This window comes from Citrobacter sp. RHB20-C16 (assembly GCF_013890155.1).
GTDB classification, from domain to species: Bacteria; Pseudomonadota; Gammaproteobacteria; order Enterobacterales; family Enterobacteriaceae; genus Citrobacter_A; species Citrobacter_A amalonaticus.
In genome coordinates this window covers 4,852,688-4,869,331 of the sequence record NZ_CP057630.1, presented here as the reverse complement: position 1 = coordinate 4,869,331, position 16,644 = coordinate 4,852,688, and the positions used below count along the sequence as shown (strand labels likewise).

Genomic DNA, 16,644 nt, shown 5'->3' with positions numbered 1-16,644 from the left:
CTCGAAGTATGACGGGTATTTAGTACAGCGCTTTACCGCTGCTGTCTTTCACGTTGGTTTTCCATGCAGCACGAACCTGCTCAACCACGCTGTCTGGCAGTGACGCATAATCCAGTGCGTTTGCTTCTTTGGCGCCGTTTTTGTATGCCCAGTCGAAGAATTTCAGCACTTCAGCACCCTGCTCAGGTTTCTTCTGCTCTTTATGAATCAGAATAAAGGTGGTGGAGGTAATCGGCCACGCATCATCACCTTTCTGGTTCGTCAGATCCTGTGCGAAGGATTTACTCCAGTCAGCGCCTTTCGCGGCGTTAGCGAAGTTCTCTTCAGTCGGACTAACCGGTTTACCGTCAGCAGAAACCAGTTTGGTGTATGCCAGGTTGTTCTGCTTAGCGTAAGCGTATTCAACGTAGCCGATGGAACCTGGCAGACGCTGTACGAACGCGGCGATACCGTCGTTACCCTTACCGCCCAGACCGGTTGGCCAGTTAACGGTAGAGCCAGCGCCCACTTTGGTTTTCCACTCTTCGTTCACTTTCGCCAGATAGCTGGTGAAGACGAAGGAGGTACCAGAACCATCGGCACGACGCACAACGGCGATGTTCTGAGAAGGCAGTTTCACGCCTGGGTTCAGTTTGGTGATGGCTTCATCATCCCACTTCTTGATTTTACCCAGGTAGATGTCACCCAGCGTTTTACCATCCAGCACCAGTTCGCCAGACTTCAGACCTGGGATGTTCACCGCCAGTACCACGCCGCCAATCACGGTCGGGAACTGGAACAGGCCTTCCTGATTCAGTTTTTCGTCAGACAGCGGCGCATCAGAGGCACCGAAATCAACAGTATTCGCTGTAATTTGTTTAACACCACCGGAGGAGCCGATACCCTGGTAGTTAACTTTACTACCGGTCTCTTTCTGATAAGTATCAGCCCATTTGGCATACACCGGCGCAGGAAAAGTTGCACCTGCGCCTGTCAGACTTGCTGCTGCTAATGCAGAGAAAGCGCTCATAGATAAGGTCGCGGCGACAACAGTTGCGACAGTGGTACGCATAACTTTCATAATGTCTCCTGCAAGATTTTCGTAAATCATTGTTAAGTGGCTACGATGAGCAAAATAGGACAAACAGGTGACAGTTAAATGTACGAAATATGACAGTTTTATGACAATGAAAATTTCCGTTAAATCAGAATGATTTTTTTCCTGTTTATCATTAAGTTAACTGAAAATATGACAATAGCTTTTCAGGAAAATTTTCTTTTTGTGACACTGAAAAAAGTAGCTGAAGATGACGATTTGTCACAGTAAAACGGCGGGAAAATTGATTAAAAACAGCACAGGAATGAAAAAAAATGCCCCGCTTTCGCAGGGCATGAGCGTTTTACTCGACGGTAACTGATTTTGCCAGGTTACGCGGCTGATCCACGTCGGTACCTTTAATCAGCGCCACGTGATAAGCCAGCAGTTGCAGCGGCACGGTATAGAAGATCGGTGCAATCACCTCTTCCACATGCGGCATCTCAATGATGTGCATATTGTCGCTGCTGGCAAAACCGGCGTCCTGATCGGCGAAGACATACAGCTGACCGCCACGGGCGCGCACTTCTTCAATGTTGGACTTCAGTTTTTCCAGCAGTTCGTTGTTTGGTGCAACAACGATAACCGGCATATCGGCATCAATCAGCGCCAGCGGGCCGTGTTTCAGCTCACCTGCCGCATAGGCTTCTGCGTGGATATAGGAGATCTCTTTCAGCTTCAACGCGCCTTCGAGAGCGATCGGATACTGATCGCCACGGCCCAGGAACAGGGCATGGTGTTTGTCAGAGAAATCTTCAGCCAACGCTTCAATGCGTTTGTCCTGAGAGAGCATTTGCTCGATACGGCTCGGCAGCGCCTGCAGGCCATGAACAATGTCATGCTCAATGGACGCATCCAGACCTTTCAGACGCGCCAGTTTCGCCACCAGCATCAGCAGAACGGTTAACTGAGTGGTAAAGGCTTTCGTCGACGCCACGCCGATTTCCGTGCCGGCATTGGTCATCATCGCCAAATCCGATTCACGTACCAGAGAAGACCCCGGAACGTTACAGATGGCGAGTGAACCCAGATAGCCCAGTTCTTTCGACAAACGCAGGCCTGCCAGCGTATCCGCCGTTTCACCCGACTGAGACAGCGTGATCATCAGGCTATTACGGCGTACTGCTGATTTGCGGTAGCGGAATTCAGAAGCGATTTCGACGTCGCACGGAATACCGGCCAAAGATTCAAACCAGTAGCGAGAAACCATCCCGGAGTTGTAAGACGTGCCACACGCGATGATCTGGATATGCTCAACCTGAGACAACAGCTCGTTAGCTTTTGGCCCAAGTTCGCTTAAATCCACTTCGCCGTGGCTGATGCGCCCGGTCAGAGTGTTTTTAATCGCATTCGGTTGTTCGTAAATCTCTTTCTGCATGTAGTGGCGATAGATACCTTTATCACCCGCGTCATATTGCAGATTAGATTCGATATCCTGACGCTTCACGTCCGCGCCCGTTTTATCAAAAATCGCGACGGAACGGCGAGTCACTTCCGCAATATCGCCTTCTTCCAGGAAGATAAAGCGACGGGTCACCGGCAGCAGCGCCAACTGATCGGAGGCGATAAAGTTTTCGCCCATTCCCAGACCGATAACCAGCGGGCTACCTGAACGTGCAGCCAGCAGCGTATCTGGATGACGGGTATCCATGATTACCGTACCGTACGCGCCGCGAAGTTGCGGGATGGTACGCAGCACAGCATCACGCAGCGTACCGCCCTGTTTCAGCTCCCAGTGCACTAAGTGAGCAATTACTTCGGTGTCGGTTTCTGAAACGAAGGTATAGCCACGCGCTTTAAGTTCTTCACGCAGTGGTTCATGGTTTTCGATGATGCCGTTATGCACCACCACAATGTGTTCAGAAACATGCGGATGCGCGTTTGCTTCTGAAGGTTCGCCATGCGTAGCCCAACGGGTGTGAGCAATACCAGTACCGCCATGCAGCGGATGTTCTTCCGCAGCCTGAGACAGCATCTGTACTTTACCCAGACGACGCAGACGGGTCATATGACCTTCTGCATCTACCACGGCCAGACCCGCAGAGTCGTAACCACGGTATTCCAGACGACGTAAACCTTCGAGAAGGATTTCAGCTACATCACGTTGCGCGATAGCGCCAACAATTCCACACATAGTTTTTTATTCCGAATCAAGGCATTATGCCTGTCGTTGTCTTTCGACCTGTATGCCCGTATTTTCGGGCGCCCCGAGCCTTGTAGAGAGTGGGGTTATTTTTATAGGTACTGCTGGGGGGAAATACATTTTTATTTCCTCACCCGGGTTGGCCTGATGCAGGCAACGCCTTATCCGGCCAACAAAACATCACTGAACGTAGACCGGATAAGCGAAAGCGCCATCCGGCAAAAATATCTACTTTTTCTTCACCGGGCGTTTCCAGCCCTGCTTATTCACCTGCGGAACACGGCTGATGACCAACTCATTATCAGCCACGTTACGGGTGACGGTGGTCCCGGCAGCGATGGTTGCCCCATGGCCTACGGTCACCGGCGCCACCAACTGAGTATCGGATCCGACAAACACATCGTCGCCAATAATGGTTTTAAACTTGTTCGCGCCGTCGTAGTTGCAGGTAATGGTGCCTGCGCCAATGTTCACGTTGTCGCCAATTTCCGCATCGCCCAGATAGGTCAGGTGACCGGCTTTTGAACCTTTGCCGAGACGCGCTTTCTTCATCTCGACGAAGTTACCGACGTGAGCACCTTCCATCAGTTGCGCACCAGGGCGCAGACGAGCAAAGGGTCCAATGGTGCAGGCCGCGTCCAGATGGGCATCTTCCACTACGCTGTACGGGCTGATTTCACAGTCATCACCAATAACGCTGTTTTTAATGACGCAGCCCGCGCCAATCTTCACGCGATGGCCCAACGTGACCTGACCTTCGATGATAACGTTAGTATCAATTTCAACATCTCGCCCGTGAACGAGCGTTCCGCGCAGGTCAAAACGCGCCGGATCGCGCAGCATCACGCCCGCCAGCAGCAGTTTTTCTGCCTGCTCGGACTGGTAAACACGCTCCAGGCGGGAGAGCTGAAGACGGTTATTTACCCCTTCAGTTTCGCTAATACGCGCCGGATGTACCGCCGCAATCTCACGCCCTTCCTGGTAGGCCATCGCAATGATGTCGGTGATGTAGTATTCACCCTGCGCGTTGTTATTGGTCAGTTTAGACAGCCAGCGTTTCATGTCCGCGCCATTGGCAATCAGGATCCCGGTGTTGATCTCCTGAATCCTGCGCTGTTCCTCGCTGGCATCTTTATGCTCAACGATGCCGGTCACTTTGCCGTTTTCACGGGTGATGCGACCATAGCCGCTCGGATCGTCCAGCACGACGGTCAACAAACCGATGCCGCCCTGGGGTTTAGCTTCACGCAGGCGAGTCAGGGTTTCAACGGAGATCAGCGGGACATCACCGTAGAGCATTAAAATGTCTTCATCATCGCCAAAGAACGGCGCTGCCTGCTGCATCGCATGGCCGGTGCCCAACTGCTCCGCCTGTAACACCCAGTTAAGGTTGTCTTCTTTCAGGCTTTCTTTAAGCAGATCGCCGCCGTGCCCGTAGACCAGATGAACCTGAGAAGAGCCCAATTCATTTGCTACATCAATGACATGCTGAACCATCGATTTCCCGGCAAGGGTGTGCAGCACTTTTGGAAGATCGGAATACATACGTGTGCCTTTGCCTGCGGCAAGGATCACTACGCTCATCGCTTTATTCAACATACGCGCCCTGACTGTAATTTGAGAACGAATTTATACCGTTTCACGTTGAAAATACTACATTTTTTTCGTCGTGAAATGGGCAGAGGATAAAACACACAATCGCGAATTTTCCCCAACGAAGATAGAGACATTTTCGTCCATTGCTGCGACTTTTGTCTTCTGAAATGTCACCTGATATCGCGATTAACGCGCCAGGCTAATGTTTTTGCTCTTTTTTTGATCCCTAAAGAAAGATGACGCAAACAGCACATTAATGACAGACAAAAAAAAACCAGCCTGAAATCAGACTGGTTTTCATTTTTTCAACCCGGTGTTACATCGCTTTTTTGGTCAACTCGATAACGCGCAGTTTCGCGATCGCTTTGGCCAGTTCCGCAGATGCCTGAGCGTAATCCACGTCACCATGAGAGCTCTTAATGTGCTCTTCAGCCTTACGTTTCGCTTCCAGGGCTCTCGCTTCATCGAGATCCTGCCCGCGAATCGCGGTATCAGCCAGTACGGTCACGCTGCCTGGTTGCACTTCAAGAATGCCGCCAGACAGATAGATAAACTCTTCATGACCGAACTGTTTAACGATGCGGATCATACCAGGCTTAATGGCGGTGAGCAGTGGGGCGTGCCCTGGGAAAATACCCAGTTCACCTTCACTACCCGTTACCTGGATTTTCTCGACCAGACCAGAGAACATTTGTTGCTCTGCGCTGACGACGTCCAGGTGGTAAGTCATTGCCATATCACCCTCCGATTAAGGCGTTAAAGTTTTTTGGCTTTTTCTACGGCTTCGTCGATAGAACCAACCATGTAGAACGCCTGCTCTGGCAGGTGGTCATACTCGCCTTCCATGATGCCTTTAAAGCCACGGATGGTGTCTTTCAGGGAAACGTATTTACCCGGAGAACCGGTGAATACTTCCGCAACGAAGAACGGCTGGGACAGGAAGCGCTGGATCTTACGCGCACGTGCTACCACCAGTTTGTCTTCTTCAGACAGTTCATCCATACCCAGGATGGCGATGATGTCTTTCAGTTCCTGGTAACGCTGCAGCAGGGACTGTACGCCACGCGCGGTGTCGTAGTGTTCCTGACCAACCACCAGAGGATCCAACTGACGGCTGGTAGAATCCAGCGGGTCAACGGCCGGGTAGATACCCAGAGACGCGATCTGACGGCTCAGTACCACGGTTGCATCTAAGTGAGCAAAGGTGGTGGCTGGCGACGGGTCAGTCAAGTCATCCGCAGGTACGTATACCGCCTGAACGGAAGTGATAGAACCGGTTTTGGTAGAAGTGATACGTTCCTGCAGAACACCCATCTCTTCCGCCAGGGTCGGCTGGTAACCTACCGCTGATGGCATACGACCCAGCAGTGCGGAAACTTCCGTACCGGCCAGGGTGTAACGATAGATGTTATCGACGAACAGCAGTACGTCACGACCTTCGTCACGGAATTTCTCTGCCATGGTCAGACCGGTCAGTGCAACGCGCAGACGGTTTCCCGGCGGCTCGTTCATCTGGCCATATACCAGGGATACTTTATCCAGAACGTTGGAGTCGGTCATTTCGTGGTAGAAGTCGTTACCCTCACGAGTACGTTCACCTACGCCCGCAAACACGGAGTAACCGGAGTGCTCGATCGCGATGTTACGGATAAGCTCCATCATGTTTACGGTTTTACCTACACCCGCACCACCGAACAGACCAACTTTACCGCCCTTCGCGAACGGACACATCAGGTCGATAACTTTGATACCGGTTTCCAGCAGTTCCTGAGAGCTGGACAGCTCTTCATAGGACGGTGCTGCGCGGTGGATAGCCCAACGCTCTTCTTCACCGATATCGCCTTTCATGTCGATCGGGTGACCCAGGACGTTCATGATACGACCCAGGGTTGCTTTACCTACCGGGACTTCGATCGGGTGCTCGAGGTCTTTGACTTCCAGACCACGACGCAGACCGTCGGAAGAACCCATTGCGATGGTACGTACGATACCGCCGCCGAGCTGCTGCTGAACTTCCAGCACCAGACTCTCTTTACCATTCATAACCTCAAGAGCATCGTACACGCGCGGTACGGCATCCTGAGGGAATTCGACGTCAACCACGGCGCCGATTACCTGGACAATTTTTCCAGTAGCCATCTTGAATCCTCTACGAATTAACCTGGTTATACCGCGGATGCACCACCGACGATCTCGGTGAGTTCCTGAGTAATGCTGGCCTGACGAGCTTTGTTGTATACCAACTGCAGCTCTTTAATCAGGCTGCCGCCATTGTCGGTCGCGGCTTTCATCGCCACCATACGTGCGGCCTGCTCGCTGGCCAGGTTTTCTACCACGCCCTGATAAACCTGAGATTCAACGTAACGACGCAGCAGGGTATCCAGCAGCGGTTTCGGATCAGGTTCATACAGGTAATCCCAGGCTTTTTGTTTTAACTCTTCATCTTCTGATGCCGGTAATGGCAGCAGTTGAGTCAGCGTCGGAACCTGAGACATGGTGTTGATAAATTTGTTACTGACAACGTACAGTCTGTCCAGACGACCTTCATCGTAAGCCTGCAGCATCACTTTAACCGGACCGATCAGTTCGGACAGGGAAGGGTTATCCCCCATACCGGTTACCTGCGCAACCACATTACCGCCAACGGAATTAAAGAAAGACACGCCCTTAGAGCCGATCATTGCGATGTCGCACTGAACGCCTTTATCGGACCATGTTTTCATATCCGCCAGCAGCTTTTTGAACAGGTTAATGTTCAAGCCACCGCACAGACCACGGTCAGTCGACACCACCAGGTAGCCCACGCGTTTAACGTCGCGTTCTTCCAGGTACGGGTGCTTATATTCCAGATTACCATTCGCAAGGTGACCAATCACTTTGCGCATGGTCTCTGCATAAGGACGGCTGGCCGCCATGCGATCCTGCGATTTACGCATTTTGGAAGCGGCGACCATCTCCATCGCTTTAGTGATCTTCTGCGTGTTCTGGACGCTTGCGATCTTACTACGTATCTCTTTTGCGCCGGCCATGAGCTTCTCCTCAATGCCTTGCGGCCTGTCCTAAGACAAGCCGCCAGACGTTACCAGGACTGGGTTGCTTTGAAGGAATCGAGGATAGCTTTAAGCTTGCCTTCGATTTCGTCGTTATAGTTACCAGTCTGGTTGATTTCTTGCATCAGCGGAGCATGGTCACGGTCGACATAAGCCAGCAGAGCGGCTTCGAAGCTACCGATTTTCGCCAGTTCCACATCTTCGAGGTAACCGCGTTCAGCCGCGAACAGAACCACACCCTGTTGTGCTACAGACATAGGGGCATACTGTTTCTGCTTCAGCAGCTCGGTCACTTTCTGACCGTGGCTCAGCTGTTTACGGGTTGCTTCGTCCAGATCGGATGCGAACTGAGAGAACGCTGCCAGTTCACGGTACTGTGCCAGCGCGGTACGGATACCACCGGACAGTTTCTTGATAATCTTGGTCTGAGCAGCACCACCTACACGAGATACAGAGATACCCGGGTTAACCGCCGGACGAATACCGGAGTTGAACAGGTTAGTTTCCAGGAAGATCTGACCATCGGTAATAGAAATTACGTTGGTCGGAACGAACGCAGAAACGTCACCCGCCTGGGTTTCGATAATCGGCAGAGCGGTCAGGGAGCCGGTTTTACCTTTCACTTCACCCTTGGTGAAGTTCTCAACGTATTCCGCGTTAACGCGGGATGCGCGCTCCAGCAGACGGGAGTGGAGGTAGAACACGTCGCCCGGGAATGCTTCACGTCCTGGCGGACGACGGAGCAGCAGGGAAACCTGACGGTAAGCAACAGCCTGTTTAGACAGGTCATCATAAACGATCAGCGCATCTTCACCGCGATCACGGAAGTATTCGCCCATTGCGCAACCGGCATACGGCGCCAGGTATTGCAGTGCGGCAGATTCAGACGCGGTCGCTACCACAACGATGGTGTTAGACAGGGCGCCGTGTTCTTCCAGTTTACGAACCACGTTAGAAATGGTGGACGCTTTCTGGCCGATAGCCACGTACACACATTTAATGCCGGAATCACGCTGGTTGATGATGGCATCGATTGCCATCGCGGTTTTACCGGTCTGACGGTCACCGATGATCAATTCACGCTGACCACGACCGATTGGGATCATGGCATCAACGGATTTATAACCAGTCTGCACCGGCTGATCGACGGACTGACGTTCGATTACGCCTGGTGCGATAACTTCGATTGGCGAGAAGCCATCGTTATCAACCGGACCTTTACCGTCAATCGGAGAACCCAGTGTGTTAACCACACGGCCCAGCAGACCACGGCCAACCGGAACTTCCAGAATACGACCCGTACACTTAACCTTCATACCTTCGGCGAGGTCAGCGTATGGACCCATCACCACTGCACCTACGGAGTCGCGCTCCAGGTTCAGTGCGATAGCGTAACGGTTACCCGGCAGGGAAATCATCTCACCCTGCATACAATCGGCCAGGCCGTGAATGCGGATAACACCGTCACTTACAGAAACAATAGTACCTTCGTTGTGAGCTTCACTCACAACATTGAACTGAGCAATGCGCTGCTTGATCAGTTCGCTGATTTCGGTGGAATTCAGTTGCATGCTCCAGTCCCCTTAAGACTGCAAGACGTCTGCAAGACGTTCAAGACGGCCGCGTACGCTGCCATCAATGACCATATCACCCGCACGGATGATTACGCCCGCCATTACAGACTTATCGATTTTGCAATTCAGCTTAACTTTGCGTGACAGACGTTTTTCCATCGCAGCGCTAATCTTCGCAAGCTGTTCTTCACTCAGTTCGTTCGCGGAAGTGACTTCTACCTCAGAGATAGACTCACTCGCGGCACGCAGGTGAATAAACTGCTCAAGAACATCCGGGAGCGCGTTCAGACGGTTATTCTCAGCCATCACCTTAATCAGGTTCTGACCGTTTTCGTCCAGTTGCTCACCGCAAACTGCGATAAACGACCCGGCGAGCGTTTCCGGCGCCAGTGCGCCAGAGAGAAGCTCTGCCATTTGTTCGTTCTTAGTCACCTCGGCGGCAAACGCCAGCATGTCCTGCCAGCGCTCTACACTTTGGTGTTCGACGGCAAAGTCAAAAGCTGCTTTGGCGTAGGGGCGAGCTACCGTAACAAATTCAGACATCAGCCCCTCCCTCCTTACAGTTCAGCGACAAGTTTATCCACGATGTCGCTGTTAGCAGCTTCATCCACGGAACGTTCGATGATCTTCTCGGCGCCAGCAACAGCCAGGATAGCAACTTGCTTACGCAGCTCTTCACGGGCACGTTTACGCTCGGCATTAATTTCCGCCTGCGCCTGGGCCACGATTTTAGTACGTTCCTGTTCTGCTTCCGTTTTGGCTTCGTCCAGGATCTGAGCGCGACGTTTGTTCGCCTGCTCGATGATTACCTGAGCTTCCGCCTTCGCTTTTTTCAGCTGGTCGGTCGCGCTGGCCTTTGCAAGGTCAAGATCCTTGTGTGCGCGTTCAGCAGAAGCAAGACCGTCAGCAATTTCTTTTTGACGCTTCTCGATGGCAGCCATTAACGGCGGCCATACATACTTCATGCAGAACAGAACAAACAGGACAAACGCGATGGCCTGGCCGAGGATTGTTGCGTTAAGATTCACAGCACAATGCCTCTATCTAGTTAACGTTCTGATATTGCTCTTAATTCAAGCAACGCTTACTACGCGACAGCGAACATCACGTACAGACCCAGACCTACAGCGATCATCGGGATAGCATCCACCAGACCCATAACGATAAAGAACTGAGTACGCAGCAGAGGAATCAGATCAGGTTGACGCGCTGCGCCTTCCAGGAATTTACCCCCGAGGATGCCGATACCGATCGCAGCACCGATTGCCGCCAGACCCATCATCACAGCGGCAGCCATGTACAGCAGATCCATATTCAGGTTTTCCATGACAGTCTCCAGTTTGTTTCAGTTAAAACGTAGTAGTGTTGGTAAATTAATGCTCTTCAGACGCCATCGACAGATAGACGATCGTCAGAACCATGAAGATGAAGGCTTGCAGCGTAATAATCAGGATGTGGAAAATGGCCCACGGCACATTCAGGATCCACTGTGACCACCACGGCAACAGACCAGCAATCAGAATGAAAATCAGCTCACCGGCATACATGTTGCCGAACAGTCGCAGACCGAGAGAAACCGGTTTAGACAGCAGACTTACCCCTTCAAGGATTAAGTTGACAGGGATGAACGCCCAGTGATTGAACGGCTGCAGCGTCAACTCTTTCGCGAAGCCACCGATGCCTTTCATTTTGATGCTGTAGAACAGAATGAGGATAAATACGCCGAGCGCCATGGACAGGGTAACGTTCACGTCAGCAGACGGAACCACGCGCAGTGCAGGCAGACCGAAGATATGCTCGCCGATGTACGGCAGCAAGTCGATTGGCAGTAAGTCCATCAGGTTCATCAGGAATACCCAGACGAAGATCGTCAGGGCCAGTGGTGCAATCAGCTTGCTTTTGCCATGGTACATGTCTTTCACGCTACCATGCACAAAGCCGATTATCAGCTCAATCGCGGTCTGAAACTTGCCTGGTACGCCGCTGGTCGCCTTTTTGGCCACGCTGCGGAACAAAGCCAGGAACAACAGACCCAGCACCACCGAGAAAAACATGGAGTCAATATTGAGCGTCCAGAAGGTGGCTGGGGGGTTATGCGGATCCACCAGCGAGAATGTACGCAGGTCCAACTGAAGGTTGTTCAGATGGTGTCCTATGTAATCCTGCGGCGTCATATTTTCTGAAGCCATGATGCCTTTTACCCTTTGTTGTTAATTACAGCCGGCGCCAGTATCTGAACCACCAGCACCAAAACCCACGTAACGATCAGCGGCAAAAATACCGCCTTGAAAACCGCCAGCGCCACCACCAGCAAAATCAGCATCGCTAACACCTTGAAGGCTTCGCCGAAGGCGAACGTCCAGGCCACTCGGCCTTTAGCAGGTGTATGCGCCTGGTGACGCCAGGCAAATATCATAAACAACACGTTAGGCAGAAAGACTGCCATACCTCCGCATATTGCGGAAGTGCCCCAGAAGAGGTCTTTGAGGCTGAACAGCAATCCACTTGCTACTACCGCCAGAAACTGAATGAACAGAAGCTTACGAGCAACGTTTCGACTCAAGAGCGACACAGACATCACGTTTTTAACTCCTGCTCCCTTCGAGGTATGCCGCGTGTCGTATAAAACGTTCTTTGAGGCTTAGAGTCAAGCATCAAAAAGCGGTCAAATTATACGGTGCGCCCTCGTGATTTCAAACAATAAGTAGCTAAAAGGTGAATAAATGTTTAAATATTTTTCCCTGGCCCACATTTATGACTTTTAGCCAAACTGTGAACGATCATGCAAAACTGCAAATAGCGCGTAAACACTGGTGTTAAAGCGTGCTTCAGATCACATATTGAGCATATTCGCCCCGACGGTATTTATTTACTTGGCAAATGATGCCTTTTCAACTTTCTGATATTTAAGCCTAAAATCACTCACTCTTTTAAAAACGACCGATTACATCTCAAAAACCAACCATTGACATTTTTAATAAAAATTCAACACTCGAGAGTGATTCTACGCCTGGATTTTTAGCAGCCTGATATTTTCAGTGTTGACTAATTTTGTCTTTAGCCAAAAAAGCCACGTTGCCCTGTTGATAATAGACAGTAAATGTGGCGTTAAGTGTAACGACTTATATCGGCAAAAATGTCTCAGTGTTTTAACAATAAAAAGACCGATTTTTCTCTATTTTTTTTGATAAATATTAAATTTTGTTTGGCTTAATCACCACCAGATGGCGCTCACCTTCCAGATGCGGAACCTGCAGTTTAACTACCGATTCAACACAAAACGCAGGAGGAAGCGACGCTATTTCGTCTTCCGGTAGCTGGCCTTTCAGCGCATAAAAACAGCCCTTCTCGCCCGGAAGGTGGTGACACCAGCTCACCATGTCATTGAGTGAAGCGAACGCCCGGCTGATCACACCATCAAACGGTGGCTCTGCGGGAAATTCTTCCACGCGACTTTGCACTGGCGTGATGTTAGCCAGCTTCAGCTCATGCTGGACCTGACGCAGGAAACGCACGCGTTTACCCAGACTATCGAGCAGGGTGAAATGCGCTTGCGGACGCACAATGGACAACGGAATGCCCGGCAACCCCGGTCCAGTTCCGACATCAATAAAACGCTCACCCTGCAAATACGGCGCCACGATAATACTGTCGAGAATGTGACGAACCAGCATCTCGTTGGGATCCCGCACAGAGGTCAGGTTGTACGCTTTGTTCCATTTGTGCAGCATTTCAACATACGCAATCAGCTGATTTTTCTGATGATCGGTAAGCGAAATGCCGGCATCTGCCAGCAGGCGTGAGAGTTTGTTGAGCACGGTGATTACCTGTTTTAACTAATTTGCCCGGTAAGCAATGCGCCACCGGGCAACGTTCAACACATTAAGCGCTGCGGCGCAGCATACCCTGTTTTTTCAGCCACACCAGCAGAATGGAGATAGCGGCAGGCGTGACGCCAGAAATGCGCGATGCCTGGCCGATCGAAACCGGCTTGTGATCGTTTAGCTTGGCAATCACTTCATTCGACAGGCCAGATACCTGGCGGTAATCCAGCGTGGCAGGCAGCAGCGTGTTTTCATTGCGCAGCTGTTTTTCAATCTCATCCTGCTGACGAGCGATATAACCTTCGTACTTCACCTGGATTTCAACCTGCTCAGCAGCCTGCGCGTCTTCCAGTGCGGGGGCAAACGGCGTCAGGGTCGTGAGCTGTGCATAGGTCATTTCCGGACGACGCAGCAGATCTTCACCACTGGCTTCACGAGACAGCGGCGCAGTAAGGTGAGCATTCACTTCGTTGGCCGATTCCGCCGCAGGCGTCACCCAGGTAGATTTCAGGCGCTGGCGTTCGCGTTCGATGTTCTCCAGCTTCTCGTTGAAGCGAGCCCAACGCACGTCATCCACCAGCCCCAGTTCACGCCCCATTTCGGTCAGACGCAGATCGGCGTTGTCTTCGCGCAGCATCAGACGGTATTCGGCACGCGAGGTGAACATGCGGTACGGTTCTTTGGTACCCAGCGTGCACAGGTCGTCGACCAGTACGCCGAGATAGGCCTGAGAACGCGCCGGTGCCCACCCTTGTTTGTCTGCGGACAGACGCGCGGCATTGAGCCCAGCAAGCAGGCCCTGGGCAGCAGCCTCTTCGTAGCCGGTGGTACCGTTAATTTGTCCGGCGAAGAACAGGCCCTGGATAAATTTGCTTTCCAGCGTCGGTTTCAGGTCGCGCGGGTCGAAAAAGTCATACTCAATGGCATAACCCGGACGGACGATTTTCGCGTTCTCCATCCCTTCCATTGAGCGGACAATCTGCATCTGCACGTCGAAAGGCAGGCTGGTGGAGATCCCGTTCGGGTAAATTTCATTTGAGGTAAGCCCTTCCGGCTCCAGGAAGATCTGGTGCTGGTTACGATCGGCAAAGCGCATCACTTTATCTTCGATCGACGGGCAGTAACGTGGCCCGATCCCTTCGATCACGCCTGCATACATCGGGCTACGATCGAGGTTATTACGGATCACGTCATGGGTTTTCTCGTTGGTATGCGTGATATAGCACGGCACCTGTTGTGGGTGCTGGGCAGCATTGCCCATGAACGAGAAGACCGGCATTGGGTTGTCGCCATGCTGCTGCGCCAGCACGCTGAAATTAATCGTGCGTGCATCGATACGCGGCGGAGTGCCGGTTTTAAGACGGCTTACGCGCAGCGGCAGTTCGCGCAGACGGCGAGAGAGCGGAATGGACGGCGGATCGCCAGCACGGCCACCGCTGTAATTATCCAGACCAATATGAATTTTGCCGTCAAGGAAAGTTCCAACGGTCAACACTACCGCTTTAGCGCGGAATTTCAGCCCCATCTGGGTCACTGCGCCAACGACACGATCGTTTTCAACAATCAGATCTTCAACCGCCTGCTGGAAGATCATCAGGTTGGGTTGGTTCTCCAGCGCGGTACGCACCACCTGACGGTACAGCACACGATCCGCCTGAGCACGGGTAGCGCGAACCGCCGGTCCTTTGCTCGCGTTTAGTATCCTAAACTGGATACCTGCCTGGTCGATTGCTTGTGCCATCAGCCCGCCGAGCGCATCCACTTCTTTTACCAGGTGTCCCTTCCCAATACCGCCAATCGCCGGGTTGCAGCTCATCTGCCCCAGCGTGTCGATATTGTGTGTCAAAAGCAGGGTTTGTTGACCCATACGCGCTGCGGCCATCGCGGCCTCAGTGCCTGCATGACCCCCGCCAATGATGATGACGTCAAAAGGATCCGGATAAAACATGGTAATTGCCTCGCATAACGCGGTGTGAAAATGGATTGAAGCCCGGGCGGTGGATTCTACTCAACTTTGTCGGCTTGAGAAAGACCCCGGGATCCTGGCTATTAAAAAGAAGATCTTTTTATTTAGAGATCTGTTCTATTGTGATCTCTTATTAGGATCGCCATTGGCTGTGGATAAGCCGGATCCCGGTATTAAGATCAATACCTTGGTAAGGATCATTAGCTGTGAATGATCGGTGATCCTGGTCCGTATAAGCTGGGATCAGAATGAAGGGTTATACACAACTCAAAAACTGAACAATGGTTATTCTTTGGATAACTACTGGTTGATCCAAGGTTCCTGACAGAGTTATCCACACACGATCGCACGATCTTTACACTTATTTGAGTAAATTAATCCAGGATCCCAGCCAGGCTTCTGCCGGATCTTCCGGAATATCGTGTTCAAGGATATTGATCTTCAGCGTTTCGCCGATCTGTCTGGCTCCGGAATGCTTCAGTTCAGCTTCGATCTTCTCGATAGCGCCACAGAAGGTGTCATACTCGCGACTGCCGATACCGATCGCACCGAAACGAACCTGCGACAGATCTGGTTTTTGCGATTGAAGATCTTCATATAAAGGAACAAGGTTATCCGGAATGTCTCCCGCACCGTGCGTGGAGCTAATGACCAACCAGATCCCGGAGGCAGAAAGATCCTCTAACAGCGGGCCGTGCAGGGTTTCAGTAGAAAAACCGGCATCTTCCAGCTTTTCAGCCAGGTGTTCTGCAACATATTCAGCGCCGCCGAGGGTGCTGCCGCTAATAAGAGTTATGTCAGCCATACGAGCCCATCCTGTTAAAGAAGGGCTATTGTACGCTGTGAGTGAGCTGGGATCTACCTGTGGAAAAATGTGGGATTAAAAAAGGCGATCACGGCTTGATGGTACGCATAATCGGGTTTTGCAGGACGATCAGCGTCTCGGTGGACTGAATTTCATCAATTGTTTGGATCTTGTTGATAAGTACATGCTGGAGGGCATCGATCGACCGGCACATGACCTTAATAAAGATGCTGTAGTGGCCGGTGGTGTAGTACGCCTCAGTGACTTCATCCAGGCTTTCCAGTCTGGCCAACGCCGAAGGATAGTCTTTGGCGCTTTTGAGAATGATGCCGATAAAGCAGCCGACGTCATAACCGAGTTGCTTCGGGCTGACGTCAATGCGCGCACCGGTGATGATCCCCGCCTGTTTCATTTTCTCCACACGCACGTGAATGGTCCCCGGACTGACGCCAAACTGTTTTGCCAGTTCGGCGTAGGCGGTACGGGCATTTTCCATTAAGGCATCAAGAATGCCGCGGTCCAGATTGTCGATCTGATAATTTTCCATAGTTTTTTCTTATGTGTATTAATGATTCACTCTATTTTAGCGGTTAATTTTAATGAATCAAAAT

General features: G+C 51.6%; 16 protein-coding genes. All 16 read right to left on the bottom strand.

Annotated features, from left to right (window positions below; translation table 11 throughout):
* Positions 1–19 precede the first annotated feature (19 nt).
* Entirely contained in the window at positions 20–1,060 is a 1,041-nt protein-coding gene (pstS, locus tag HVX64_RS23250; RefSeq protein ID WP_044256176.1) for a phosphate ABC transporter substrate-binding protein PstS, read from the bottom strand.
* Between the two features lie 319 nt (positions 1,061–1,379).
* The gene (gene glmS / locus HVX64_RS23245; RefSeq protein WP_044256178.1) at positions 1,380–3,209 is read right to left on the bottom strand and encodes a glutamine--fructose-6-phosphate transaminase (isomerizing); all 1,830 of its coding nucleotides are present in this window, start codon (positions 3,207–3,209) and stop codon (positions 1,380–1,382) included.
* Between the two features lie 237 nt (positions 3,210–3,446).
* Positions 3,447–4,817, bottom strand: coding sequence for a bifunctional UDP-N-acetylglucosamine diphosphorylase/glucosamine-1-phosphate N-acetyltransferase GlmU (gene glmU / locus HVX64_RS23240; protein WP_044256180.1), 1,371 nt, complete (start codon positions 4,815–4,817; stop codon positions 3,447–3,449).
* Between the two features lie 313 nt (positions 4,818–5,130).
* Positions 5,131–5,550, bottom strand: coding sequence for a F0F1 ATP synthase subunit epsilon (locus HVX64_RS23235; RefSeq protein WP_003023809.1), 420 nt, complete (start codon positions 5,548–5,550; stop codon positions 5,131–5,133).
* 20 nt (positions 5,551–5,570) lie between these two features.
* Positions 5,571–6,953: a F0F1 ATP synthase subunit beta gene (gene atpD, locus HVX64_RS23230; protein ID WP_003023806.1), complete on the bottom strand. Its 1,383-nt coding sequence runs from the start codon at positions 6,951–6,953 to the stop codon at positions 5,571–5,573.
* Between the two features lie 26 nt (positions 6,954–6,979).
* The gene (gene atpG, locus HVX64_RS23225) at positions 6,980–7,843 is read right to left on the bottom strand and encodes a F0F1 ATP synthase subunit gamma (protein ID WP_005121458.1); all 864 of its coding nucleotides are present in this window, start codon (positions 7,841–7,843) and stop codon (positions 6,980–6,982) included.
* Positions 7,844–7,893: 50 nt separating this feature from the next.
* Positions 7,894–9,435, bottom strand: coding sequence for a F0F1 ATP synthase subunit alpha (atpA, locus tag HVX64_RS23220; protein WP_042998753.1), 1,542 nt, complete (start codon positions 9,433–9,435; stop codon positions 7,894–7,896).
* Positions 9,436–9,447: 12 nt separating this feature from the next.
* Positions 9,448–9,981, bottom strand: a complete 534-nt coding sequence (gene atpH / locus HVX64_RS23215; RefSeq protein WP_042998754.1) for a F0F1 ATP synthase subunit delta — start codon at positions 9,979–9,981, stop codon at positions 9,448–9,450.
* 14 nt (positions 9,982–9,995) lie between these two features.
* Complete coding sequence (gene atpF, locus HVX64_RS23210) at positions 9,996–10,466, bottom strand: F0F1 ATP synthase subunit B (RefSeq protein WP_044256184.1); 471 nt, start codon at positions 10,464–10,466, stop codon at positions 9,996–9,998.
* 59 nt (positions 10,467–10,525) lie between these two features.
* Entirely contained in the window at positions 10,526–10,765 is a 240-nt protein-coding gene (atpE, locus tag HVX64_RS23205; protein ID WP_000429386.1) for a F0F1 ATP synthase subunit C, read from the bottom strand.
* Between the two features lie 46 nt (positions 10,766–10,811).
* On the bottom strand, positions 10,812–11,627 hold the full coding sequence (gene atpB, locus HVX64_RS23200) for a F0F1 ATP synthase subunit A (RefSeq protein WP_042998755.1): 816 nt from the start codon (positions 11,625–11,627) through the stop codon (positions 10,812–10,814).
* 8 nt (positions 11,628–11,635) lie between these two features.
* Positions 11,636–12,016 carry a F0F1 ATP synthase subunit I gene (gene atpI / locus HVX64_RS23195; RefSeq protein ID WP_042323565.1) on the bottom strand — a complete coding sequence of 127 codons (381 nt, stop codon included), beginning with the start codon at positions 12,014–12,016 and terminating at the stop codon, positions 11,636–11,638.
* Positions 12,017–12,632: 616 nt separating this feature from the next.
* On the bottom strand, positions 12,633–13,256 hold the full coding sequence (gene rsmG, locus HVX64_RS23190; RefSeq protein WP_044256189.1) for a 16S rRNA (guanine(527)-N(7))-methyltransferase RsmG: 624 nt from the start codon (positions 13,254–13,256) through the stop codon (positions 12,633–12,635).
* A gap of 64 nt (positions 13,257–13,320) precedes the next feature.
* Positions 13,321–15,210 (bottom strand): tRNA uridine-5-carboxymethylaminomethyl(34) synthesis enzyme MnmG, encoded by a 1,890-nt coding sequence (mnmG, locus tag HVX64_RS23185; protein ID WP_044256194.1) that lies wholly within the window; start codon positions 15,208–15,210, stop codon positions 13,321–13,323.
* 379 nt (positions 15,211–15,589) lie between these two features.
* Entirely contained in the window at positions 15,590–16,033 is a 444-nt protein-coding gene (gene mioC / locus HVX64_RS23180; RefSeq protein WP_042998758.1) for an FMN-binding protein MioC, read from the bottom strand.
* An 88-nt stretch (positions 16,034–16,121) separates the two neighbouring features.
* Positions 16,122–16,580 (bottom strand): transcriptional regulator AsnC, encoded by a 459-nt coding sequence (asnC, locus tag HVX64_RS23175; RefSeq protein WP_042323573.1) that lies wholly within the window; start codon positions 16,578–16,580, stop codon positions 16,122–16,124.
* Positions 16,581–16,644: the final 64 nt, after the last annotated feature.